Source organism: Bacillus sp. AR8-1 (assembly GCF_008042345.1).
GTDB classification, from domain to species: Bacteria; Bacillota; Bacilli; order Bacillales; family Bacillaceae_G; genus Bacillus_A; species Bacillus_A cereus.
In genome coordinates this window covers 24,324-48,235 of record NZ_QNUB01000003.1, presented here as the reverse complement: position 1 = coordinate 48,235, position 23,912 = coordinate 24,324, and the positions used below count along the sequence as shown (strand labels likewise).

Here is a 23,912-nt window from a genome sequence, read left to right as displayed (position 1 = left end):
AGTAGGACGTCGCCAAGCAACTAAAAACACAAGTCTTTTGACTTGTGTTTTTTTGTATTGTTAAAAAGAATGGGAAAGAAGTAATGGTAATACAAACACGTTGCCCAAGAGTTAATCATATTATATAAGAGATGGGTGTATATTTTTCTGGAAATTGTTAAGGATTAGAAGTATAAAATAGGTTCACTTAAATAGGGAGGGAAGGTTATGAAATTACAAAGTGAAGTTTGTATTGTTTGTGAGACAAAAAGAAAAGAAGGTATATATGTTTATAATAATTTAATATGTTATGAATGTGAAAAGGATATGGTGAATACAGAGACAGATGATCCGAAATATATACATTATTTAAAGCAACTTCGAAAATTAGAAGTATCATATTTTTAAATAGGCATATGCCTATTATTTTTTTTGTTCTGTATAATAGATGGAGAATGAATAATAAGGAAGAGATGTAGATGAATCAAAATCATATGCCTTTATATGAGGCGTTAATCGAGTTTAAAGAAAGAGGGCCGTTATCCTTTCATGTCCCAGGTCATAAGAATGGTTTAAACTTCCCTCAGAAGGCAATAAGAGAGTTTAAAGATATTCTATCTATTGATGTAACTGAGTTAGCAGGACTAGATGATTTGCATAGTCCGTTTGAATGTATAGATGAGGCACAACAATTATTGGCTGAAGTGTATGATACAAAGAAAAGTTATTTTTTAATTAATGGTTCAACAGTCGGGAACTTAGCGATGATTTTGTCTTGTTGTGGGGAACATGATATTGTTCTTGTACAAAGAAATTGTCATAAATCAATTATTAATGGTTTAAAACTAGCGGGAGCAAATCCCATTTTTTTAGATCCATGGATTGATGAAACTTATAATGTACCAGTGGGAGTTCGTAATGAAATTATTAAGAAAGCAATTGGAAAATATCCAAATGCGAAAGCACTCATTCTAACGCATCCTAATTATTATGGTATGGGGATGGATTTAGAGGCAAGCATCGCTTTTGCACATGCACATGAAATCCCTGTTTTGATAGATGAGGCACATGGGGCACATCTTTGTTTAGGAGAACCATTCCCGAAATCAGCGTTAACATATGGTGCAGATATTGTAGTGCATTCTGCACATAAGACATTACCCGCAATGACAATGGGTTCCTATTTACATATAAATAGTCACTTAGTAGACGAAGAGAAGGTTACTACTTATTTAAGTATGCTACAATCTAGTAGTCCATCGTATCCAATTATGGCTTCCTTGGATATAGCACGCTTTACAATGGCGCGTATAAAAGAAGAAGGTCATGGTGAAATTGTTGAGTTTTTACGGAGATTTAAGGAACGGTTACGTTCTATTCCCCAAATCGCCATTTTAGAATATCCGTTGCAAGACGAGTTAAAGGTTACCGTACAAACTCGTTGTCAGTTATCGGGGTACGAATTACAGTCCGTATTTGAAAAGGTCGGTATATATACAGAGATGGCTGATCCGTACAATGTCCTATTTATTTTACCCCTGCAAGCAAATGAGGGGTATATGAAGGTTATAGAGATGATCCGAGTAGCATTGCAACATTATGACGTGAAAGACAAGAGGGAATCTATTCGTTATACTTATAAAGGTGAATTCTCTCCGTTGCCGTATACGTATAAACAACTAGAAAGATATGGAACAAGGATAGTATCTATAGAAGAGGCTGTTGGAATGATAGCGGCGGAAATGGTGATTCCGTATCCACCTGGGATTCCATTGGTTATGTATGGAGAGAGAATTACTTCAGAGCATAAAGAGCAAATTATGTATTTAGAGAGAGCAGGAGCTCGTTTTCAAGGTAATACGAAATATATGAAAGTGTATGATATAGAAAGTAGGTTTTAGGATGAAGGGATTATTTGTAACAATTGAAGGCCCAGAAGGTTCAGGTAAAACAACGTTAATTAAAAGCTTATTGCCATATTTTGAACAAAAAGCACAAAAGGTAATGGCGACAAGGGAACCAGGTGGTATTGCAATTTCTGAGGACATTAGGACGATTTTACATAAACAAGAATATACGATGATGGAAGCACGTACAGAAGCGCTTCTTTATGCTGCTGCGCGCAGACAACATTTAGTAGAAAAAGTTATGCCAGCACTTAATGAGAACTATCTCGTGTTATGTGATCGTTTTATAGATAGTTCTTTAGCATATCAAGGCTATGCAAGAGGATTGGGTATGGATAAGGTATTTGAAATAAATCGTTTCGCAACAGAGGACTGTATGCCTAGTTTAACAATTTATCTAGACATTGAGCCTGAGGTTGGCTTGGCTCGGATTGAAAAAGATGCAGGACGTGAAGTAAATCGACTAGATATGGAAGATATCTCTTTCCATAAACGTGTGCGCGAAGGGTATTTACAAGTTGTAGAACGTTTCTCGGAGCGTATTGTATTGGTAAATGCTGATCAGCCGATGGAAAAACTTATAGAAGAAGTTGTTCAGATTATAGAAGATAAATTGTTATAATAGAAGGAAAGAATGAAATAAGTGAGGTATGCATTATGATGAAGACGTGGGAGCAGCTTTCTGCTATACAACCCATCGGTGTAAAAATGTTGATGAATAGCATTGCAAAAGAGCGTATATCCCACGCTTACTTGTTAGAGGGAGGGAAAGGTACGGGAAAGTTTGCGACAGCAATTCAAATGGCAAAGAGTTTCCTCTGTTCTCAGCGGAATGGAGTAGAGCCCTGTCATGTATGCACAAATTGTAAGCGAATTGATTCAGGTAACCACCCTAACTTACATATTGTAAAACCAGACGGATTATCTATTAAGAAGCAGCAAATTCATGATTTACAAGAAGAGTTTTCAAAAACAGGATTAGAGGCAAATAAAAAATTATATATTATTGAGCACGCAGATCGTATGACGGCAAATGCGGCAAATACACTTTTGAAATTTTTAGAAGAACCAAGTAGTGATACAACCGCTATTTTACTTACTGAACAAAGTCATCAAATTTTAAATACGATTTTATCTCGTTGCCAAGTTGTTACGTTTAGACCGTTACCTACAGAATCTTTAATTAGAAGATTACAGGAAGAAGGTATTACAGCATCTTTATCGACACTTGCTGCTCAACTCACAAATAGTTTTGATGAAGCTTTAGCTTTATGTAGTGATGAATGGTTTGCACAAGCACGAGCTTTAGTGATAAAATTATGTGAAGCGCTCGAAAAAGATAAAACCTCTATTTTTTTTGTACAAGAAAAATGGGGAAAACACTTTGGAGAGAAAGAACAATTACAGCAAGGGTTAGATATGTTACTCCTTATTTATAAGGATTTACTATATGTTCAACTTGGAGAAGAAGATCGTCTTGTTTTTCATGAGCAGAAAGAGATGTTTGAATCGTTTTCCTATGCTCAGAAGCGCATTGTATCAGCTCTCTTTAATATATTAGAGGCAAAAAATAGAATCAACGCTAATGTAAATGCGCAGCTTGTGTTCGAACAGTTAGTGTTGCGGTTGCAGGAGGGATGACCGTTTTGTATGATGTAGTAGGTGTTCGCTTTAAGAAGGCCGGAAAGGTATATTACTTTGATCCAAATCAGTTCGATATCTCTGAAAATGAGTTTGTTATTGTAGAAACGGTAAGAGGTATTGAATACGGAAAAGTAGTTATTACCAAAAAGCAAGTTGATGAAAACGACGTTGTATTACCGCTAAAAAAGGTTATTCGTATTGCAAATGAAAATGATCGTACCATTGTTGAAGAGAACAAACATGCTGCAAAAGAAGCATATCAAGTCTGTCAGCAAAAGGTAGTAGAGCATAATCTTGATATGAAACTTGTAGATGTAGAGTATACATTCGATCGTAATAAGATTATTTTCTATTTTACTGCGGATGGTCGGATTGATTTCCGCGAACTAGTGAAGGACTTAGCGGCAATTTTTAGAACAAGAATTGAACTAAGACAAATTGGTGTTCGTGATGAAGCGAAGATGCTAGGTGGTATTGGTCCATGTGGTCGTATGCTTTGTTGTTCTACTTTTTTAGGAGATTTTGAACCTGTATCCATTAAAATGGCAAAGGATCAAAATTTATCATTAAATCCTGCAAAAATCTCTGGTTTATGTGGTCGCTTAATGTGTTGCTTAAAATATGAGAATGATGAATATGAGGCAGCAAAGGAACAACTTCCTGATTTAGATCAACGTATACAAACCCCGCATGGTACTGGCCGTGTGATCGGATTAAATATTTTAGAAAGATTAATTCAAGTGGAACTAGTAGACAAGGAACGGATAGTAGAATATACGTTAGATGAGTTAGTGAATAAAGGGGTCGTTTCGAGTCAAACCACAGATTAATGAGGTGGGTGCTTGTGGAGAAAAAAGATATTTTTGAATCGGTTTCTAGTATGGAAGAGCAAATTGGACATTTATACAAACAGTTGGGAGAGTTAAAACAGCATCTTGCAGAGTTGTTGGAAGAAAACCAGCATATAAAAATGGAAAATAACAATTTGCGACACCGTTTTGAAGAAGTGCAGAATAAAGAAAAACAAAAAACTCAAAAGCGTAAAGAAGTGAAGCCGAAGACAGATATTGGTGAAGGCTATGACAATTTAGCGAGACTGTATCAAGAAGGTTTTCATATTTGCAATCTACATTATGGAAGTGTACGTAAAGAGGGAGATTGTTTGTTCTGTCTGTCATTCTTAAATAAAAAGTGAAATTACCTTTCCAATTATAATTGGAAAGGTAATTTTTTATACATGAAATAGGGTAGGTTAAGGGTAAGAAAAGGAGCAGTATATGAATTTATATGAAGATGAACGTTTAGATTACTTATTAGCGCAAGACATGAAGATTATACAAAGCCCATCAGTATTTAATTTTTCTTTAGATGCTGTTTTACTGGCAGATTTTGCATGGGTACCAATTCAAAAGGGGAATTTACTTGATTTGTGTACAGGTAACGCAGTTGTCCCCCTTCTATTAAGTACAAGAACAAAAGGAAAGATTACTGGTGTGGAAATTCAAGAACGCTTATATGATATGGGAGTAAGAAGTGTTCAATATAATGGGCTGGAAGAAAGAATTCACCTCATACATGGAGATTTGAAAGATATGCCAGAGAAACTCGGACGTCATCAATATGATGTTGTTACATGTAATCCACCATATTTTCAAACACCTCAAACTTCAGAGAAAAATATGAATGAACATTTAGCGATAGCTCGTCATGAAATTATGTGTACATTAGAAGATGTTGTATCTGCAAGTAGTCAGTTAGTAAAACAAGGTGGGAAAGTGGCGTTTGTACATCGTCCAGGGCGATTACTCGACATTGTCACATTAATGCGTAAATATAAAATTGAACCAAAGCGTGTGCGATTTGTTTATCCTAAGGTTGGAAAAGAAGCAAATACATTGTTAATTGAAGGAATTAAGGATGGAAATGCAGATTTAAAAATTTTACCACCTCTCGTTGTATATGAGAACAATAACGAATATACAAAGGAGATACGTTCAATTTTATATGGAGAAGAATAAGCATTTTTTTTATGTGGTAGAGTGCTCTGATGGAAGTTATTATGCTGGATATACAAACCATATAGAAAAACGAATACAGACTCATAATAGCGGCAAAGGAGCTAAGTATACACGCGTCAGGCTTCCTGTCGTTTTAAAATATGTAGAGACCCATGATGATAAACGTACAGCTATGCAAGCGGAGTATTACTTTAAGCAATTAACGAGAAAACAAAAAGAGGCATATATGCAAAAAGGAGAACGCTATGTGGCAACAAAAAAGCTTTCAACAAAATGAAAAGGGAGTTTTATATTTAGTACCAACTCCTATTGGAAATTTAGAAGATATGACATTTCGTGCAATCCGAATTTTAAAAGAAGTGGATTTAATTGCTGCTGAAGATACGAGACAAACGAAAAAACTTTGTAATTATTTTGAAATTGAAACACCTGTCACGAGTTATCATGAGCATAATAAAGAAGTAAGTGGAAAGAGAATATTAGAGAAGTTAGAGGATGGAAAGAATGTAGCACTTGTTAGTGACGCTGGTATGCCGTGTATTTCTGATCCGGGTTACGATATTGTTGTTGAGGCAGTAGCTGAGCAATATCATGTAATTCCGCTTCCTGGAGCAAATGCAGCCCTTACAGCATTAATTGCATCCGGTCTTGAAACAAAGCAGTTTTATTTCTATGGTTTCTTGCAGAGAAACAAAAAGGAACGGAAGATGGAGTTAGAAAAGCTTCGTTATGTACAAACTACAATGATGTTTTATGAAGCGCCTCATCGTTTAGATGATACTTTAATTTCGATGCAGGAAGTGTTGGGAAATAGAGAGATTGTATTGTGTCGAGAGTTAACGAAAAAATTTGAGGAATTTATTCGAGGGACAATTCAAGAAGCAATTGAGTGGACGAAGCAAAATGAAGTACGTGGTGAGTTTTGTATTTTAGTAGCTGGTTCAACAGAAGAACCTGCTCCAGAAGAACAATGGTGGGAATCTCTTTCAGTATATAATCATATTGAACACTATATAAATGAAAAAGGTATGAATTCAAAAGAAGCGATTAAAACAGTCGCTAAAGATCGAGATTTGTCGAAAAGAGATGTATATCAAATCTATCATGTCGATAAAAAATAAGCTTCTCATAATTGAGAAGCTTATTTTGCTGTTTCGATATAATCTTGAAGTTCGTTTAAGATTTGCTCAGCGCCTTCTTTGCTTAAGATGATTTTACCTTCAGCTAAAGAAAGGTTACCGTCAGATACTTCACCAGTTACTTGGCAAGTCATGTTTGGTTTATATTTCTTTAAGATGATTTTTTCGTCATCAACATAGATTTCAAGAGCGTCCTTTTCTGCAATACCTAAAGTACGGCGTAATTCGATTGGAATTACTACACGACCTAATTCATCAACTTTACGAACAATACCAGTAGATTTCATAATTTTTTTCCTCCTAAATAAATAGTTTATAAGTTTCGAGTCTATTTTTAGATTCGTCATTTTTCGACAAAATACCCTATGGACATATGATACCAATCATTTACATTTCCGTCAATTCTTAAATTCTATATTTTTTAAAAAGATTTATAGATTTCTTATTTCTTATATATAATAGATTGAGAGGAAATTCCACAATTATTTACAATATTTTCAGAAAAAAATAACAAATTTCAAGTGGAGATTGTATATTTTTTTGAAATATGAGCAATAGATGATAAAGATATCGAGCATTAAGACCCAGAATTCAAAAGTAGGTTGGCTTAAAGAAGATAAGTGAGATTCGGGCTGCTCGTAAAAGCCCGATTGATGTGGGCTAATAATCAGTGGGGATGAAGAAAAACCCCACTGATTAAAGTTTCACTTTATATATGAGTTTTTGATATACTGTTTATAAATACATATGAGGTTATTCGGGAGGTCCAAAACAATGACAGAGGAAAATAAGTCCTTTTATATTACTACCCCAATTTATTATCCAAGTGGAAAATTACACATTGGACATGCTTATACGACAGTAGCAGGAGATGCAATGGCACGATATAAGCGTATGCAAGGATATAATGTGCATTATTTAACAGGAACTGATGAGCATGGACAGAAGATCCAAAAGAAAGCAGAAGAGTTAAATATTACGCCACAGGCATATGTTGATAATATTGTTGCAGGAATTAAAGAGCTTTGGGAGAAGATGGATATTTCTTATGATGATTTTATTCGTACAACTGAAGATCGTCATAAAGATGTTGTCGAAAAAATCTTTAAGCAATTAGTAGATCAAGGTGACATTTATCTTGATGAATATGAAGGTTGGTATTCTGTACAAGATGAGACGTTCTATACAGAGCACCAATTAGTAGATCCAATTATGGAAGGTGACAAAGTAGTTGGAGGAAAAAGCCCAGATAGTGGTCATGATGTAGAACTTGTTCGTGAAGAATCTTATTTCTTTAGAATGGGTAAATATGTCGACAGACTATTAAAGTTCTATGAAGATAATCCACATTTCATTCAGCCGGAGTCTCGTAAAAATGAAATGATTAATAATTTTATTAAACCAGGATTAGAAGATTTAGCAGTTTCTCGTACTTCATTTGACTGGGGAGTTCGTGTTCCTGGTAACCCAAAACACGTTATTTACGTATGGGTTGACGCATTATCTAACTATATTACGGCGTTAGGTTATGGAACAGCAAATGAAGAGAAATATAAAAAATTCTGGCCTGCAGATGTGCATTTAGTTGGGAAAGAAATCGTTCGTTTCCATACAATTTATTGGCCGATAATTTTAATGGCATTAGATTTACCTCTTCCAAAGAAAGTCTTTGCTCATGGCTGGATTTTAATGAAGGATGGAAAGATGAGTAAGTCAAAAGGAAACGTAGTAGATCCAGTTACATTAATCGATCGTTATGGATTGGATGCATTACGTTATTACTTACTTCGTGAAGTTCCATTTGGATCTGATGGCGTATTTACACCAGAAGGATTTGTGGAGCGTATTAATTTCGACTTAGCAAATGACTTAGGTAATTTATTAAATCGTACAGTAGCTATGATTGATAAGTACTTTAACGGAGAAATCCCTGCATTTAAAGCAAATGTAACAGAATTTGATGAAACGTTAGTAGCGTTTGCACAAGATACTTTGAAAAAAGTAGAAGAAGCAATGGAGAATATGGAGTTCTCTGTAGCGTTAGGATCTATTTGGCAATTGGTTAGTCGTACGAATAAATATATTGATGAAACACAACCATGGGTATTAGCAAAAGATGAGAATGATCGTGAAAAGTTAGCTTCTGTAATGGCTCATTTAGCAGAAGTACTTCGTCAAACAGGTATTATGCTTATGCCATTCTTAACAGTAGCACCAAGCAAGATGTTTGCTCAGCTTGGCCTTACTGATGAGGCTCATAAATCTTGGGAAAGTTTATCTACAATTGGCTGTATTCCAGCTGGAACAAAAGTAGAAAAAGGAAACCCAATTTTCCCTCGTTTAGAAATAGAAGTGGAAGTAGAGTACATTAAAGAACAAATGAAAAGCTCTGCCCCTAAAGTAGAAGAGAAAAAAGAAGAAGAGCCGAAGGCAGAAGAAATTACAATTGATGATTTCTTTAAAGTAGAATTACGCGTAGCTGAAGTACTATCTGCTGAACCTGTGAAAAAAGCAGACAAGTTGTTAAAAATTCAACTAGACTTAGGCACAGAAAAGCGTCAAGTTGTTTCTGGAATTGCAAAATTCTATTCGCCAGAAGACCTAAAAGGTAAAAAGGTTATTTGTGTAACAAACTTAAAACCTGTAAAATTACGCGGTGAATTATCGCAAGGTATGATTTTAGCGGGTGAAGAGAATGGCGTATTGTCATTAGCATCAATTGACCAAAATCTACCAAATGGTACAAAAATCAAGTAATTAAGACAAGAAAAGAGATGTTTCACGTGTAACATGTGTGAAGCGTCTTTTTTCTTTTTACATTCTCTATTTTTGCATTAAGATTGTAGTATTGTTATCGTTAAGTTATTAAAGAACTTATTTTTGTAGAATAAACTTGATTTCAATATAAAAGGAGTTATGTATTATGTTGTTTGATACACATTCGCATTTGAATGCAGAGCAATTTGAAGAAGATTTGCAAGAAGTTATTGCCCGAATGAAAGAAGCGGGAGTTACTTATACAGTTGTTGTTGGTTTTGATGAAGTAATGATAAAAAAGGCGATGGAATTAGCTGAAGCTTATGATTTTATTTACGCTGCGGTTGGATGGCATCCAGTTGATGCAATTGACATGACAGAAGAACATTTAGCTTGGTTAGAAGAACTTGCTTCTCATCCTAAAGTCGTTGCACTTGGAGAAATGGGTTTAGATTATCATTGGGATAAGTCTCCAAAAGAAATACAGAAAGAAGTATTTCGTAAACAAATTGCATTAGCGAAAAAAGTGAAATTGCCGATTATTATACATAATCGCGATGCAACTCAAGATATTGTTGATATTCTAGAAGAAGAGAATGCAGCTGAAGTAGGAGGCATTATGCATTGTTTTAGCGGCAGCGTAGAAGTAGCAGAGCGATGTGTTGATATGAACTTTCTAATTTCGTTAGGCGGACCAGTTACATTTAAAAACGCTAAAAAGCCGAAAGAGGTTGCTACGGAGATTCCATTAGAGAAATTGTTAATAGAGACGGATTGTCCATATCTAACGCCGCATCCATTTCGAGGGAAACGAAATGAACCGAGTTATGTAAAACTCGTAGCAGAAGAAATTGCGAATTTAAAAGGTGTTTCTTATGAAGAAGTAGCAGAAATGACAACCAAAAATGCAAAAGCTTTATTTGGTGTTGAATAAAAAAGAATGGGGAAACCTGTTCTTTTTTATTTTGAAAAAACACTAGTAGAAGTGATGAAGAAAATAAATGTGAATGATGAAGTGTTACAATAAGGACAGAGAACAAAGATTTTTCTATTCTATTTTTTAAAATATAAGAATGAGGAAAATAATAATGGAAAAGTCGTCATTTTTTTGTTTTACTAAGTAGAGACGAAACGAGTGTGGAGGCAAGCATGAAAATAAAAGAGATTATCGTTGTAGAAGGTAAAGATGATACAGTTGCGATTAAGCGTGCTGTTGATGCGGATACAATTGAAACGAACGGTTCAGCAATCGGTGATCATGTTATTGAGCAAGTTAAATTAGCGCAGCAAAAAAGGGGCGTTATTATTTTCACAGATCCAGATTATCCTGGAGAGCGTATTCGAAAAATTATTTCTGACAAGGTTCCCGGCTGTAAGCATGCCTTTTTACCGAAGGAAGAAGCGCTTGCTAAAAGGAAAAAGGGAGTTGGGATCGAACATGCTTCTAATGAGTCGATTCGCCGTGCTCTAGAGAATATACATGAAGAAATGGAAGCTTATACAAGTGAAATTAGTTGGAGTGATTTAGTCGATGCAGGCTTAGTGGGCGGAGAAATGGCAAAGAGCCGCAGAGAAAGAATGGGTAAGCTATTAAAGATTGGTTATACAAATGCAAAACAGTTACATAAACGATTACAGATGTTTCAAGTTTCAAAGGAATCATTTGGAGAAGCTTATAAGCAAGTAATACAGGAGGAAAAAAAATGAAGGATATCGCAACGCCAAATCGTACAAAAGACATTGTTGAAAAGTATGGATTTTCATTCAAAAAAAGTTTAGGACAAAACTTTTTAATTGATACAAATGTATTAAATCGTATTGTCGATCATGCAGAAATTGGTTCAGAAAGTGGTGCAATTGAAATTGGACCAGGTATCGGTGCATTAACAGAGCAATTAGCGAAGCGTGCTAAAAAAGTAGTGGCTTTTGAAATTGATCAAAGACTATTACCAATTTTAGATGAGACGTTAGCACCATATGGTAACGTTACAGTTATTAATAAAGACGTACTAAAAGCGGATGTACATGAAGTATTTAATGAGCAATTTGAAGAAGGGCAAGATGTAATGGTAGTAGCTAACTTGCCATACTATATTACAACGCCAATTTTATTTAAATTGCTTGAAGAAAAGTTACCAGTTCGTGGATTTGTTGTTATGATGCAAAAAGAAGTTGGAGATCGTTTAGCTGCTAAACCTGGAACGAAAGAGTATGGTTCTTTATCGATTGCTATTCAGTATTATACAGAAGTTGAAACAGTTATGACTGTACCGCGTACAGTGTTTGTACCACAGCCAAATGTTGATTCTGCAATTATTCGCCTTCTAAAGCGTCCGAAACCGGTTGTAGAGGTGACAGATGAAACATTCTTCTTTGAAGTAGTACGAGCAAGTTTCGCACAGCGCCGTAAAACTTTGATGAATAATTTATCAAATAATTTAAATGGTTTCCCGAAAGATAAGGAATTATTGGATCGAATTTTAACAGAAGTAGGAATTGATCCAAAGCGAAGAGGCGAAACGCTATCTATTGAAGAGTTTGCAACATTAAGTAATGCATTGGTTCTTCATAAATTATCATAAGAATATGAAAGGGACAGTTCAACTTGAACTGTCCCTTTTGTCACCTTTCTCCCTCTAAATTCATATTTTAAAAACAGGTAAGATGGCCTAATGAGTTTGGAGGTAGGAGAATGGCTTTACATGTTGGAGAATTAGTGGAACGATATTCTCATAAGAGGGATATTCTTTTTCGTATTATAGAAATAAAAGGCGAGATAGCTATATTGTTTGGAGAGGAAATTAGACTGGTGGCGGATGCGCCACTTGAAGATTTAATTAGTATAGATCAACGAGAACATAAAAAAAGGGTGAAGCGTGAGAAAGAAACAATGGAGCGCACGTATCGTTTGTTTCAACAAGATTATGTGTTAATGAAACAAAGGCATGAACATACTTCAACTGGTGGATACACAAGTGAGGTGAATTATTTTCAAATGCCGGGACGTGTATTGCATATAGATGGAGACCCTTTATATTTGCGCAAGTGCTTAGACTTATATAACAAAATTGGCGTTCCTGTACAAGGTATTCATTGTAAAGAAACGGAGATGCATGAAAAAGTAGTAGACTTAATAGATCACTTTCGCCCAGACATTCTCGTTATTACGGGGCATGATGCATATACAAAATCGAAAGGAGTGAAGGGAGATTTAGCGGCATATAGGCATTCAAGGCATTTTGTACAGGCTGTTCGAGAAGTGCGAAAAAAATATCCATCATTGGATCAACTTGTTATTTTTGCTGGGGCATGTCAATCGCACTTTGAGGCACTAATTCGTGCGGGGGCCAATTTCGCTAGTTCACCATCTAGAATTAATATTCATGCACTAGATCCTGTATATGTAGTTGGTAAAATTAGTTTTACTTCATTTATGGAGAGAGTCAATGTATGGGATGTCGTACGTAATACAATTACTGGTGAAAAGGGACTAGGTGGAATTGAAACGAGAGGGATTTTACGAACGGGATTACCTTTTCAACATTACGAAGAGTAAGCAGGGTACATATGTATCTTGCTTTTTTGTATGGAAGGATTTAAATGAATTTGGATAAAAAGAGACAAGAACGTACAGACTACGTAATGATACTTTTACAATATAGTATTTCTTCTATCTATTCAAACGCAAGATGATATTAGCTGTGAATCGAGGTTAATAATTAGGATAGATATATCGTGTTTTAAGTGTTCAATCTAAATTACAGCGAGGTGTAGCGAAGTATATGTCAAAACGTTTAGATGAAATTAAAAGCGAATTAGATCACCATCTTGGACAGCGACTTATGTTAAAAGCAAATAGTGGAAGAAGAAAAACTGTGGAGCAATCAGGTGTACTAGCAGAAACATACCGTTCTGTTTTTGTTGTACAATTGGATCAACAAGAAGATGCGTTGCAACGTGTATCTTATAGTTATGCAGATGTTTTAACAGAGACAGTAGAGTTAACATTTTATGGAGACCCTCATGATGAGGTCATTTTATAATCCGTATATCATTACATATATTCCCATAAATGAAAAGCTATATTATTTTGCATACTAACTATACCGTAGCAAAATAAGGAGGGACTCTGCATTGAGTAGACGAAGAGGTGTCATGTCAAACCAATTTAAAGAAGAGCTAGCAAAAGAGCTTGGCTTTTATGATGTTGTTCAGAAAGAAGGATGGGGCGGAATTCGTGCGAAAGATGCTGGTAACATGGTGAAACGTGCTATAGAAATTGCAGAACAGCAATTAATGAAACGAAACCAGTAGTTGTAAGATACTTTCTATGCTACGGTAGCCGAGGAGACATTCCTCGGCTTTTTGTACTCTAAAAGGTGCCATCATTTTACATAAGTAGTTTCATTCTGAATGCTTTTCGTTATAATTAGGGAAGTGTCATCGTCTTACTATAAATTTATGGTAAAATAAACGATAAAAGATTGAGTACATAGAGTGGGTGAATAGATTGAAGCTACTAGTGAAAGCACCAGCAAAGATTAATCTGTCGTTAGATGTACTGGGAAAAAGACAAGACGGATATCATGAAGTGAAAATGATTATGACAACCATTGATTTAGCAGATCGTCTAGAACTAACGGAATTAGCAGAAGACCGTATTGAAATTTTATCCCATAATCGGTATGTCCCAGACGACCAACGAAATTTAGCTTATCAGGCAGCGAAATTATTAAAAGAGAAGTTTAATGTAAAAAAAGGTGTATCTATTACTATTGAAAAAACGATTCCAGTAGCAGCTGGATTAGCAGGTGGAAGTAGTGATGCAGCAGCGACATTACGTGGTCTTAATAAATTATGGAATTTAGGGCTTACAATTGATGAGTTAGCAGAGCTTGGCGCAGAAATTGGATCAGATGTATCTTTCTGTGTATACGGCGGCACAGCAATTGCCACTGGAAGAGGAGAGAAAATTGAGCATATAAAGACTCCGCCTTCTTGTTGGGTTATTTTAGCGAAACCACATATAGGTGTATCTACTGCTGATGTGTATGGAAATTTAAAGTTAAATCGAGTTACACATCCAAATGTAGATAAAATGGTTGATGTCATAAATTCTGGAGATTATAAAGGGATTTGTGATACTGTTGGTAACGTTTTAGAAGATGTAACATTCGGAATGCATCCTGAAGTTGCACGTATTAAATCACAGATGAAGCGATTCGGAGCGGATGCTGTATTGATGAGTGGAAGTGGTCCAACTGTATTTGGACTTGTACACCATGATTCTCGAATGCATCGCATTTATAACGGATTAAAAGGATTTTGTGAACAGGTCTATGCGGTACGTTTATTAGGAGAGCGAGAAACGCTTGAATAAAGACGTATAATACGTTATGATTTGTTTAGAATATTCGTGATTTGAGGTGAGAGTATGAAAATTAGAAGAAGTACAAGATTAGTCGATATGACTTATTACTTGCTACAAAACCCTCGTCAGCTAGTATCTCTCACTTTTTTTGCTGAAAGGTATCAATCGGCTAAGTCTTCCATTAGTGAGGATTTAGTTATTATTAAGCAAACGTTTGAACAACAAGGGGTCGGCACATTGCAAACGATACCAGGAGCAGCAGGAGGAGTGAAATATATACCGTACATAAGTGAAGAAGAGGCAGATCTAATTATTGATGAGCTTTGTGGCTTATTTGAAAATCCAGATCGTATTTTGCCTGGCGGTTACTTATACATGACAGATTTATTGAGTAATCCTCGCCATATTAATGGCGCAGGTCGTTTGTTTGCTTCTGTTTTTGCTAGGCAATCAATTGATGCGGTTATGACAGTGGCAACGAAAGGGATTCCACTTGCTTATGCAGTGGCAAATTACTTAGATGTACCAGTTGTAATTGCAAGGAAAGATAATAAGGTAACAGAAGGTCCGACTGTTAGTATTAACTATGTGTCGGGTTCTTCTAAACGAATTCAAACAATGACGTTAGCAAAACGCAGCCTTCCAGAAGGATCGAATGTTTTAATTATTGATGACTTCATGAAAGCTGGTGGAACGATTCAAGGTATGATGAGTATGTTAGAAGAGTTCAAGGCTAATGTTGTTGGTATTGGTGTATTAGTAGAATCCACAGATATTGAAGAACGACTAATTAATAATTTTGTATCATTAATTCGTCTATCGGAAGTTGATGTGAAAGAAAAAACGATTCAAGTGGAAAAAGGGAATTATTCTCTTGCACCATTTGATGAAGGGCTTGTAGAGGCTGAATAAAAGGTAGAGCAGATAGCTCTATCTTTTTTTATTTTATTTATAGATTATAAAATAGATGGACAAACTGCCTTTCGTACACTATTTTTAAAGAGTAAAATAAATAATAAAAGGGTGAAAAGTATGAAAGTTGTTCAAACAAGCAAGGCACCACAAGCGATTGGACCTTACTCACAAGGGATTATTGTAAATAATATGTTTTATAGCTCAGGACAAATTCCATTAACGGAAAATGGGGAGCTTGTAACAGGAGATGTAACAGTACAAACAGAACAAGTATTTCAAAATTTACAAGCGGTATTAGAGGAAGCGGGTGCTTCATTTGATACAGTCGTAAAAACAACAGTATTTTTAAAGGACATGGATGATTTTAATGCTGTGAATGAAGTATATAGCTCTTATTTCTCTACTCATAAACCAGCTCGATCTTGTGTGCAAGTAGCAAAATTACCGAAAGATGTTTCCGTTGAAATTGAAGTAATCGCCCTAGTTAAGTAACCTTTTGTAAGCGATAACCTCCACTAATCTCTATATTCAACTACATTAAAAATTTTTATCTTAAAAATTTTTAAAAAATTAAAGGGAAAATAGAAAATTTGTGGAATTTATACAAATATATCGCTTATTTAGAAAAGGGTGGTGAACACAAGATGGAAGTGACTGACGTAAGATTACGCCGCGTAAACACAGAAGGCCGCATGAGAGCAATTGCCTCTATTACTTTGGACCATGAATTTGTTGTTCATGATATTCGTGTAATTGATGGTAATAATGGATTATTTGTAGCAATGCCAAGTAAACGTACTCCAGATGGAGAGTTCCGTGACATTGCACATCCGATTAATTCTGGTACACGCTCTAAAATTCAAGATGCGGTTTTAACAGAGTATCATCGTTTAGGCGAGTTAGAAGAGGTTGAGTTTGAAGAAGCAGGTGCTTCGTAAAATTCGAATGAAAAGGGCTTTGACGAAAAGCCTTATAATTTTGTAGCAAACTCCTGTAAGCATTTACAGGAGTTTGTTTTTTTTTTTGCTTTATATTTGAAAATTTCATAATTCATTAACATAAAAAGAAGAAACTACTAATTTTTTCAAAATCATTTTAAATAGTATAGCTTATTTCTTAAAAAAGATACTAAAGAGTAAAACATCTTATAAGAATTATGGTAAAATTTAATAGTTAAAATGTGTTTCTTGAAATATATGATGATTTAGGATAATATCTTTAATGGATAAATAGGTTGCGATGGAGGGTCTATATGTCAAACAGATTTGCAGTGATTCTAGCTGCAGGTAAAGGCACACGTATGAAGTCTAAGCTATACAAAGTGCTGCATCCTGTATGTGGAAAACCTATGGTACAACACGTAGTCGATCAAGTATCTCAATTAGGATTGCAGAAACTTGTAACGGTTGTTGGGCATGGTGCTGAAATGGTACAAGAACAGCTAGGAAACGTAAGTGAGTTTGCATTACAAGCAGAACAACTTGGTACAGCACATGCTGTAGATCAAGCTGCAAGTGTACTTGCAAATGAAGAAGGAACAACTTTAGTTATTTGTGGGGATACGCCGCTAATAACTGCTGAAACGATGGAAGCATTACTTCAGCAACATAAAGAAGCGGGAGCAATGGCGACGGTGCTAACAGCGTACATAGAAGAACCTGCTGGATATGGCCGTATTGTTCGTAATGAGAATGGTCATGTTGAAAAGATTGTTGAGCATAAAGATGCAAATGAGAAAGAATTAGCTATTAAAGAAATCAATACAGGTACGTATTGTTTTGATAATAAGGCTTTATTTGCTTCACTTTCTAAAGTTTCAAATGATAACGTACAAGGTGAATATTACCTTCCAGATGTTATTGAGATTTTAAAAAATGAAGGTCATATCGTATCAGCTTATCAAACAGAGCAGTTCGATGAAACGTTAGGTGTTAACGACAGAGTCGCTCTATCGCAAGCGGAAATTATTATGAAAAACCGTATCAACCGAAAGAACATGGTAAATGGTGTTACAATTATTGATCCAAGTAACACTTATATTTCTGCTGATGCAATTATCGGTAGTGATACAGTTCTTCATCCAGGAACAATTATTGAGGGGAACACTGTAATTGGTTCTGATTGTGAAATTGGACCACATACAGTAATTCGTGATAGTGAAATTGGAGATCGTACGACAATTCGTCAATCTACTGTACATGATAGTAAACTTGGTACAGAAGTATCGGTTGGTCCATTTGCACACATTCGCCCAGATTCAGTTATTGGAGACGAAGTACGCGTTGGAAACTTCGTGGAAATCAAAAAAACTGTCTTTGGTAATAGAAGTAAAGCTTCACACTTGAGTTATATCGGGGATGCACAAGTTGGAGAAGACGTGAATCTTGGTTGTGGTTCAATTACGGTGAACTATGACGGTAAGAATAAATTCAAAACTGTGATTGGTAATGGGGTATTTATTGGATGTAATTCAAACCTTGTTGCTCCAGTAACAGTTGAAGATGGTGCTTATGTGGCAGCAGGCTCTACAATTACAGAGAATGTTCCATCAAAAGCATTATCGGTAGCACGTGCACGTCAAGTTAACAAAGAAGACTATGTTGATCAATTGCTGAATAAGAAAAAATCATAATGTGGAGGGTTAATCTAGATGTCGACTCAATATCTAAATTCTAATTTGAAAGTATTCTCTTTAAACTCTAATAAGGAACTTGCTGAGCAGATTGCAAAGCATATTGGAGTAGGACTAGGAAAATGTTCTGTTGATCGTTTTAGTGATGGAGAAGTTCAAATTAACATTGAAGAAAGTATCCGTGGTTGCGATGTATTCATTATTCAATCTACAAGCTTCCCAGTAAACGAACATATCATGGAATTACTTATTATGATCGATGCATTAAAACGTGCATCTGCGAAAACAATTAATATTGTTATTCCTTATTATGGTTATGCGCGTCAAGATCGTAAAGCGCGTTCTCGTGAACCAATTACATCGAAACTTGTAGCAAACTTGCTTGAAACAGCAGGTGCAACTCGTGTAATCACTCTAGATTTACATGCTCCACAAATTCAAGGGTTCTTTGATATCCCAATCGACCACTTAATGGGTGTACCGATTCTTTCTGATTACTTTGAAACAAAAGGTCTTAAAGATATCGTAATCGTGTCTCCTGATCATGGTGGTGTAACTCGTGCAAGAAAAATGGCAGATCGTCTAAAAGCGCCAATCGCTATTATTGATAAGCGTCGTCCTCGCCCGAACGTATCAGAGGTAATGAACATTATCGGTAATATTGAAGGCAAAACAGCGATTTTAATTGATGACATCATTGATACAGCTGGTACAATTACATTAGCAGCAAACGCTCTTGTTGAGAACGGTGCTTCTGAAGTATATGCTTGCTGTACACACCCAGTATTATCTGGCCCAGCAATTGAGCGTATTCAAAATTCAAATATTAAAGAGTTAGTTGTAACGAACTCTATCGTATTACCAGAAGAGAAGAAAATCGACAAAGTACATGAACTTTCAGTTGCTCCATTAATTGGAGAAGCAATCATTCGTGTATACGAAGAAGAATCTGTGAGTGTATTATTCAATTAATTGGATAGAATGAGACGTAACCAATTTTGGTTACGTCTTTTCGTATCGAAAAAAGAAAGTAGTGGTACAAGAATGAAATTGATAGTAGGACTTGGGAACCCAGGTAGAGAATATGAATTAACAAGGCATAATATTGGATTTATGGCCATTGATGAACTTGCGAAGCGTTGGAACATTTCTTTGAATGAACAAAAATTTAAAGGTGTATTTGGTGCAGGGTTTGTTAATGGAGAAAAGGTAATCTTATTAAAGCCGCTAACATATATGAATTTATCTGGGGAAAGTATTCGTCCACTCATGGATTATTATAAAATTGATGTTGAGGACTTCGTTGTTATGTACGACGATTTAGACATTCCTGTAGGTAAATTGCGTCTTCGCATGAAAGGTAGTGCTGGTGGACATAATGGTGTAAAGTCAACGATTTCGCACCTAGGAACACAAGAATTTCAACGTATCCGTATGGGAATCGATCGCCCGAAAAATGGAATGAAGGTAGTCGATTATGTATTAGGACGCTTTACATCTGAAGAGATTCCGGATGTTAACCATTCTATTGAAAAAGCAGCGGATGCATGTGAAGAGTGGCTAAATAAGCCTTTTCTCCAAATCATGAATACTTTCAATAGTTAAAAATGAGATTGGGAATATTTCTCTTTTGTTTTACCCATACTAGTAGTAATTGAATTTTTAGGAGGCTAGTATGGAAGGGTATTATTATTGCAGACACTGCGGAGGTAATGTAGGCTCCATTAACGCAGAAAAAGTATATAGCGACGTTTTATTTCAACTAACAGAGCAAGAAGTAGTAGAGATGATTCATTTTCATGAGAATGGAAATATATATATAAAAACAATTTGTGAATCGTGTCAAGAAACGCTCGCATCTTATCCTGAGTATTATGAGTATGAAAAATTTCTGCAATAAAATGTTGTCGCTTTGGCATGTCCAAAGCATTTTTCTGTTTTCCTTTTCCAAAATATTTGCATAAAATAGAATGACTTGCTCTTTATGTTGAGAGGAGTTTTAAAAATGATAGGTTTATTAGAGCAATTTTATAAAAATGAAGAGATACAATCGGTTATTAATGGATTAGAAGATGGGTTAAAAGAACAACTTATATCAGGGATGGCAACGTCTTCTCGTTCATTATTAATGGCGGCTTTATATAAAAAAACAAAAAAATCACAATTAATCGTTACACATAACTTATACCAAGCACAAAAAGTACATGAAGATTTAGTGGCGTTACTTGGTGAAAAAGATGTGTGGCTATATCCAGTGAATGAACTGATAGCATCGGAAATTGGGGTTGCAAGTCCAGAATTGAAGGCGCAACGTATAGAAGTGTTAAATCGCTTGGCTGCGGGAGAGAATGGAATCATTGTAGCGCCAGTGGCAGGATTGCGTAGATTTTTACCAATAAAAGAATTGTGGAAGCAAAAGCAAGTTGAAATCAATCTAGGGCAAGAGATTGATTTAGATGCGCTCTTGCATACTTTACATCATATTGGCTATGAACGTAAGTCGATGGTAGAAGCTCCAGGGGAGTTCAGTTTGCGCGGGGGAATATTAGATATTTATCCTTTAACTGAAGAACTACCATTTCGTATTGAATTTTTTGATACAGAAGTCGATTCTATTCGATTATTTGATGTGGATGAACAGCGTTCTCAAGGTAAAAAAGAAAGCGTTAGGTTTGGTCCGGCAACAGAGTTTTTATTTTCACAGGAAGAATTAAAATCAGGAATTCAGCATCTTGAAGAAGGTTTGACTAAGACGATGCAAAAACTTTCTGATGATAAACTAAAGACTACAGTGCTTGAGACGGTAAGTCATGAAATTGAGATGTTGAAAAACGGGCAAAGTATAGAACAGATGTTTAAATACTTATCTATTTTCTATAAAGAACCTGCTAGTCTGATAGATTATTTACCAGAAGATGGTGTTGTAATTTTAGATGAGATTTCCCGTATTCAAGAAACAGCATCACATCTTGAAACAGAAGAGGCGGAATGGTATATATCACTTCTTGGTGAAGGAACAATTATTCAAGATTTATCTTTCTCTCACGCATTTGAGGGGTTTCTTCATCATAAAAAAAGAAGTTTTGTATATTTAACGTTATTCTTGCGTCATATCGCACACACACATCCGCAAAATATTGTAAATGTAACATGTAAAACAATGCAAGATTTCCATGGACAGATGAATTTGTTAAAAACAGAAATTGATAGATGGAATGAAGGGCATTTTACGACTGTTGTACTTGGAACAGATGATGAACGTGTGAAGAAATTACAACATATTTTAAGTGATTATGATATTGAGGCAGATATTGTAGAAGGCACAGATATCTTATTGCCTGGAAGGCTACAAATTGCTGTAGGTGATTTACATGCAGGGTTTGAAATGCCGATGCAAAAGCTTGTTGTCATTACTGAAAAGGAGCTTTTTCATAAGAAAGTTAAAAAATCACAACGTAAACAAAAGTTATCGAATGCTGAACGTATTAAAAGTTATTCGGAATTAAAAGTTGGAGATTATGTAGTTCACGTAAATCATGGTATAGGTAAATTTTTAGGTATTGAGACATTAGAGATTAATGGTGTTCATAAAGATTATTTAAATATTAAATATCAAGGTAATGATAAGTTATACGTTCCAATTGAACAAATTGATCAAGTCCAAAAATATGTAGGGTCTGAAGGTAAGGATCCGAAAGTTTACAAATTAGGTGGAAATGATTGGAAAAAGGTTAAAACGAAAGTTGAAAAATCTGTACAAGACATTGCGGATGACCTAATTAAACTATATGCTGAGCGCGAAGCTTCAAAAGGCTATGCATATACGCCAGATACGGCAGAACAACAAGAGTTCGAATCATCTTTCCCATATCAAGAGACAGAGGATCAGTTACGTTCTATTGACGAGATTAAAAAAGATATGGAACGCGGACGCCCAATGGATAGGCTCCTTTGTGGTGATGTAGGGTATGGAAAGACGGAAGTGGCTATTCGTGCGGCATTTAAAGCAATTATGGATGAAAAACAAGTTGCAATTTTAGTACCGACAACGATTCTTGCGCAGCAACACTATGAAACAATTCGAGAGCGTTTTCAAGATTATCCAATCAATATAGGATTATTAAGTAGATTCCGTACGAGAAAACAACAAAATGAAACGATTAAGGGCTTAAAGGATGGCACAATAGATATTGTAATCGGAACACATCGTATTTTATCTAAAGATGTCACTTATAAAGATTTAGGGCTTCTTATTATTGATGAAGAACAAAGATTTGGTGTAACGCATAAAGAAAAAATTAAACAATTGAAGGCGAATGTTGACGTATTAACATTAACGGCAACTCCGATTCCGCGGACGCTTCATATGTCTATGCTTGGTGTGCGCGACTTATCTGTTATTGAGACACCGCCAGAAAATCGTTTCCCAGTCCAAACGTATGTAGTAGAGTATAATCCAGCATTAATGCGAGAGGCGATAGAGCGAGAGCTTGCAAGAGGCGGTCAAATTTACTTCCTATATAACCGTGTAGAGGATATTGAAAGAAAAGCAGATGAAATTTCGATGTTAGTTCCAGATGCTCGCGTAACGTACGCACATGGGAAAATGAACGAAAGTGAATTAGAGTCTGTTATGCTATCATTTTTAGAAGGACAGCATGATGTTCTTGTAAGTACAACAATTATTGAGACGGGTGTAGATATTCCGAACGTAAATACGTTAATTGTATTTGATGCAGATCGTATGGGGTTATCACAGTTGTACCAGCTTCGTGGGCGTGTTGGACGTTCTAATCGTGTTGCATATGCATACTTTGCCTATAAACGTGACAAAGTGCTGTCAGAAGTTGCAGAGAAGCGTCTGCAAGCAATTAAAGAGTTCACAGAACTTGGATCTGGTTTCAAAATTGCGATGAGAGATTTATCTATTCGTGGAGCAGGTAATTTGTTAGGAGCAGAACAGCATGGGTTTATTGATTCTGTCGGATTTGATCTATATTCTCAAATGTTAAAAGATGCAATTGAACAGCGAAGAGGAACAGATGGAGCTGAAAATACAGTTAATGTTGAAATTGACTTAGAGGTAGATGCATACTTACCAGATGCTTATATTTCAGATAGTAAGCAAAAAATTATGATGTATAAACAATTTAGAGGTGTTTCTGCAATTGAGGATATTGAAGAATTGCAGGAAGAAATGATCGATAGATTCGGTGATTACCCACAAGAAGTTGGTTATTTATTACAAATTGCAAATATTAAAGTGTTGGCAATGAAAGAACAAATTGAGTTAATTAAGCAGAATAAATTTGAAGTAACATTCCTGTTTTCTGAACAAGCAAGTCAAAATATTGATGGTGGAAAATTATTCATGCTCGGAAATAGTTTTGGGCGTATGATCGGTCTAGGAATGGAAGGATCACAATTGAAAATTGTTATGAAAACAAATGGCTTAGAGACATCGAAGTGGTTAACAATTGCTGAAAATTTATTAAAAGGCTTACCAGATGTGAAAAAAGAAGTAATAAATGCCTAAAATAAGATAAAAAA

General features: G+C 35.5%; 26 protein-coding genes. 25 read left to right on the top strand and 1 reads right to left on the bottom strand.

What is annotated here, in order from left to right; genetic code table 11:
• Positions 1-207: 207 nt before the first annotated feature.
• The 9 genes from DN400_RS01105 (at position 208) to rsmI (ending at position 6,669) form a co-directional block, all read left to right on the top strand.
• A complete protein-coding gene (locus DN400_RS01105) occupies positions 208-387 on the top strand; it encodes a sigma factor G inhibitor Gin (protein WP_000776279.1) in 180 nt (59 codons plus the stop codon).
• A gap of 71 nt (positions 388-458) precedes the next feature.
• On the top strand, positions 459-1,880 hold the full coding sequence (locus DN400_RS01100; protein ID WP_001073004.1) for an aminotransferase class I/II-fold pyridoxal phosphate-dependent enzyme: 1,422 nt from the start codon (positions 459-461) through the stop codon (positions 1,878-1,880).
• Between the two features lies 1 nt (position 1,881).
• Positions 1,882-2,508, top strand: a complete 627-nt coding sequence (tmk, locus tag DN400_RS01095; protein ID WP_000677220.1) for a dTMP kinase — start codon at positions 1,882-1,884, stop codon at positions 2,506-2,508.
• Positions 2,509-2,543: 35 nt separating this feature from the next.
• The gene (gene holB / locus DN400_RS01090) at positions 2,544-3,527 is read left to right on the top strand and encodes a DNA polymerase III subunit delta' (protein ID WP_000978578.1); all 984 of its coding nucleotides are present in this window, start codon (positions 2,544-2,546) and stop codon (positions 3,525-3,527) included.
• Positions 3,528-3,532: 5 nt separating this feature from the next.
• Positions 3,533-4,360, top strand: coding sequence for a PSP1 domain-containing protein (locus tag DN400_RS01085; RefSeq protein WP_000272429.1), 828 nt, complete (start codon positions 3,533-3,535; stop codon positions 4,358-4,360).
• A 14-nt stretch (positions 4,361-4,374) separates the two neighbouring features.
• Positions 4,375-4,725 (top strand): DNA replication initiation control protein YabA, encoded by a 351-nt coding sequence (gene yabA, locus DN400_RS01080; protein ID WP_000412063.1) that lies wholly within the window; start codon positions 4,375-4,377, stop codon positions 4,723-4,725.
• A gap of 82 nt (positions 4,726-4,807) precedes the next feature.
• On the top strand, positions 4,808-5,548 hold the full coding sequence (locus tag DN400_RS01075) for a tRNA1(Val) (adenine(37)-N6)-methyltransferase (RefSeq protein WP_001055355.1): 741 nt from the start codon (positions 4,808-4,810) through the stop codon (positions 5,546-5,548).
• Entirely contained in the window at positions 5,535-5,825 is a 291-nt protein-coding gene (locus DN400_RS01070) for a GIY-YIG nuclease family protein (protein ID WP_000414350.1), read from the top strand. Before DN400_RS01075 ends, DN400_RS01070 begins: the two co-directional genes overlap by 14 nt.
• Positions 5,794-6,669 (top strand): 16S rRNA (cytidine(1402)-2'-O)-methyltransferase, encoded by an 876-nt coding sequence (gene rsmI, locus DN400_RS01065; RefSeq protein WP_098392342.1) that lies wholly within the window; start codon positions 5,794-5,796, stop codon positions 6,667-6,669. The genes DN400_RS01070 and rsmI overlap by 32 nt, the downstream gene beginning before the upstream one ends.
• A 20-nt stretch (positions 6,670-6,689) precedes the next feature.
• On the opposite strand, the gene DN400_RS01060 is transcribed toward rsmI, so the two are convergent.
• Positions 6,690-6,974, bottom strand: coding sequence for an AbrB/MazE/SpoVT family DNA-binding domain-containing protein (locus DN400_RS01060; protein ID WP_000843036.1), 285 nt, complete (start codon positions 6,972-6,974; stop codon positions 6,690-6,692).
• 487 nt (positions 6,975-7,461) lie between these two features.
• Here DN400_RS01060 and metG point away from each other — a divergent pair, with 487 nt between their 5' ends.
• From metG to mfd, 16 genes are all read left to right on the top strand, one after another.
• Complete coding sequence (metG, locus tag DN400_RS01055; protein WP_000134131.1) at positions 7,462-9,444, top strand: methionine--tRNA ligase; 1,983 nt, start codon at positions 7,462-7,464, stop codon at positions 9,442-9,444.
• Positions 9,445-9,610: 166 nt separating this feature from the next.
• Positions 9,611-10,378 (top strand): TatD family hydrolase, encoded by a 768-nt coding sequence (locus DN400_RS01050; protein ID WP_097997614.1) that lies wholly within the window; start codon positions 9,611-9,613, stop codon positions 10,376-10,378.
• Positions 10,379-10,593: 215 nt separating this feature from the next.
• The gene (gene rnmV, locus DN400_RS01045) at positions 10,594-11,151 is read left to right on the top strand and encodes a ribonuclease M5 (RefSeq protein WP_000692837.1); all 558 of its coding nucleotides are present in this window, start codon (positions 10,594-10,596) and stop codon (positions 11,149-11,151) included.
• Entirely contained in the window at positions 11,148-12,026 is an 879-nt protein-coding gene (rsmA, locus tag DN400_RS01040; protein WP_000651548.1) for a 16S rRNA (adenine(1518)-N(6)/adenine(1519)-N(6))-dimethyltransferase RsmA, read from the top strand. The genes rnmV and rsmA overlap by 4 nt, the downstream gene beginning before the upstream one ends.
• A 110-nt stretch (positions 12,027-12,136) precedes the next feature.
• Positions 12,137-13,000 (top strand): sporulation peptidase YabG, encoded by an 864-nt coding sequence (gene yabG, locus DN400_RS01035; RefSeq protein ID WP_001173734.1) that lies wholly within the window; start codon positions 12,137-12,139, stop codon positions 12,998-13,000.
• Positions 13,001-13,226: 226 nt separating this feature from the next.
• Complete coding sequence (gene veg / locus DN400_RS01030) at positions 13,227-13,487, top strand: biofilm formation stimulator Veg (RefSeq protein WP_000044346.1); 261 nt, start codon at positions 13,227-13,229, stop codon at positions 13,485-13,487.
• Between the two features lie 91 nt (positions 13,488-13,578).
• The gene (gene sspF, locus DN400_RS01025; protein WP_002094215.1) at positions 13,579-13,758 is read left to right on the top strand and encodes an acid-soluble spore protein SspF; all 180 of its coding nucleotides are present in this window, start codon (positions 13,579-13,581) and stop codon (positions 13,756-13,758) included.
• Between the two features lie 196 nt (positions 13,759-13,954).
• The gene (gene ispE / locus DN400_RS01020) at positions 13,955-14,824 is read left to right on the top strand and encodes a 4-(cytidine 5'-diphospho)-2-C-methyl-D-erythritol kinase (protein WP_000772104.1); all 870 of its coding nucleotides are present in this window, start codon (positions 13,955-13,957) and stop codon (positions 14,822-14,824) included.
• Positions 14,825-14,878: 54 nt separating this feature from the next.
• Positions 14,879-15,727: a pur operon repressor gene (purR, locus tag DN400_RS01015; RefSeq protein WP_000702467.1), complete on the top strand. Its 849-nt coding sequence runs from the start codon at positions 14,879-14,881 to the stop codon at positions 15,725-15,727.
• Between the two features lie 120 nt (positions 15,728-15,847).
• Positions 15,848-16,222, top strand: a complete 375-nt coding sequence (locus DN400_RS01010) for a RidA family protein (RefSeq protein WP_000869823.1) — start codon at positions 15,848-15,850, stop codon at positions 16,220-16,222.
• A 152-nt stretch (positions 16,223-16,374) separates the two neighbouring features.
• A complete protein-coding gene (gene spoVG, locus DN400_RS01005; RefSeq protein WP_000454041.1) occupies positions 16,375-16,668 on the top strand; it encodes a septation regulator SpoVG in 294 nt (97 codons plus the stop codon).
• Between the two features lie 314 nt (positions 16,669-16,982).
• Positions 16,983-18,362, top strand: coding sequence for a bifunctional UDP-N-acetylglucosamine diphosphorylase/glucosamine-1-phosphate N-acetyltransferase GlmU (glmU, locus tag DN400_RS01000; protein ID WP_000071039.1), 1,380 nt, complete (start codon positions 16,983-16,985; stop codon positions 18,360-18,362).
• 18 nt (positions 18,363-18,380) lie between these two features.
• Positions 18,381-19,334, top strand: a complete 954-nt coding sequence (locus DN400_RS00995; RefSeq protein WP_000107420.1) for a ribose-phosphate diphosphokinase — start codon at positions 18,381-18,383, stop codon at positions 19,332-19,334.
• A 72-nt stretch (positions 19,335-19,406) separates the two neighbouring features.
• On the top strand, positions 19,407-19,967 hold the full coding sequence (gene pth, locus DN400_RS00990; protein WP_000767702.1) for an aminoacyl-tRNA hydrolase: 561 nt from the start codon (positions 19,407-19,409) through the stop codon (positions 19,965-19,967).
• A gap of 70 nt (positions 19,968-20,037) precedes the next feature.
• Entirely contained in the window at positions 20,038-20,262 is a 225-nt protein-coding gene (locus tag DN400_RS00985) for an anti-sigma-F factor Fin family protein (RefSeq protein WP_000399438.1), read from the top strand.
• A 105-nt stretch (positions 20,263-20,367) separates the two neighbouring features.
• Positions 20,368-23,898, top strand: coding sequence for a transcription-repair coupling factor (mfd, locus tag DN400_RS00980; RefSeq protein ID WP_000579684.1), 3,531 nt, complete (start codon positions 20,368-20,370; stop codon positions 23,896-23,898).
• Positions 23,899-23,912: the final 14 nt, after the last annotated feature.

Coding starts and splice junctions, on each gene's coding strand:
- DN400_RS01105 (WP_000776279.1), top strand. CDS start 208: ATGAAATTACAAAGTGAAGTTTGTATTGTTTGTGAGACAAAAAGAAAA.
- DN400_RS01100 (WP_001073004.1), top strand. CDS start 459: ATGAATCAAAATCATATGCCTTTATATGAGGCGTTAATCGAGTTTAAA.
- tmk (WP_000677220.1), top strand. CDS start 1,882: ATGAAGGGATTATTTGTAACAATTGAAGGCCCAGAAGGTTCAGGTAAA.
- holB (WP_000978578.1), top strand. CDS start 2,544: ATGATGAAGACGTGGGAGCAGCTTTCTGCTATACAACCCATCGGTGTA.
- DN400_RS01075 (WP_001055355.1), top strand. CDS start 4,808: ATGAATTTATATGAAGATGAACGTTTAGATTACTTATTAGCGCAAGAC.
- DN400_RS01070 (WP_000414350.1), top strand. CDS start 5,535: ATGGAGAAGAATAAGCATTTTTTTTATGTGGTAGAGTGCTCTGATGGA.
- rsmI (WP_098392342.1), top strand. CDS start 5,794: ATGTGGCAACAAAAAAGCTTTCAACAAAATGAAAAGGGAGTTTTATAT.
- DN400_RS01060 (WP_000843036.1), bottom strand. CDS start 6,974: ATGAAATCTACTGGTATTGTTCGTAAAGTTGATGAATTAGGTCGTGTA.
- metG (WP_000134131.1), top strand. CDS start 7,462: ATGACAGAGGAAAATAAGTCCTTTTATATTACTACCCCAATTTATTAT.
- DN400_RS01050 (WP_097997614.1), top strand. CDS start 9,611: ATGTTGTTTGATACACATTCGCATTTGAATGCAGAGCAATTTGAAGAA.
- rnmV (WP_000692837.1), top strand. CDS start 10,594: ATGAAAATAAAAGAGATTATCGTTGTAGAAGGTAAAGATGATACAGTT.
- rsmA (WP_000651548.1), top strand. CDS start 11,148: ATGAAGGATATCGCAACGCCAAATCGTACAAAAGACATTGTTGAAAAG.
- yabG (WP_001173734.1), top strand. CDS start 12,137: ATGGCTTTACATGTTGGAGAATTAGTGGAACGATATTCTCATAAGAGG.
- veg (WP_000044346.1), top strand. CDS start 13,227: ATGTCAAAACGTTTAGATGAAATTAAAAGCGAATTAGATCACCATCTT.
- purR (WP_000702467.1), top strand. CDS start 14,879: ATGAAAATTAGAAGAAGTACAAGATTAGTCGATATGACTTATTACTTG.
- DN400_RS01010 (WP_000869823.1), top strand. CDS start 15,848: ATGAAAGTTGTTCAAACAAGCAAGGCACCACAAGCGATTGGACCTTAC.
- spoVG (WP_000454041.1), top strand. CDS start 16,375: ATGGAAGTGACTGACGTAAGATTACGCCGCGTAAACACAGAAGGCCGC.
- glmU (WP_000071039.1), top strand. CDS start 16,983: ATGTCAAACAGATTTGCAGTGATTCTAGCTGCAGGTAAAGGCACACGT.
- DN400_RS00995 (WP_000107420.1), top strand. CDS start 18,381: ATGTCGACTCAATATCTAAATTCTAATTTGAAAGTATTCTCTTTAAAC.
- pth (WP_000767702.1), top strand. CDS start 19,407: ATGAAATTGATAGTAGGACTTGGGAACCCAGGTAGAGAATATGAATTA.
- DN400_RS00985 (WP_000399438.1), top strand. CDS start 20,038: ATGGAAGGGTATTATTATTGCAGACACTGCGGAGGTAATGTAGGCTCC.
- mfd (WP_000579684.1), top strand. CDS start 20,368: ATGATAGGTTTATTAGAGCAATTTTATAAAAATGAAGAGATACAATCG.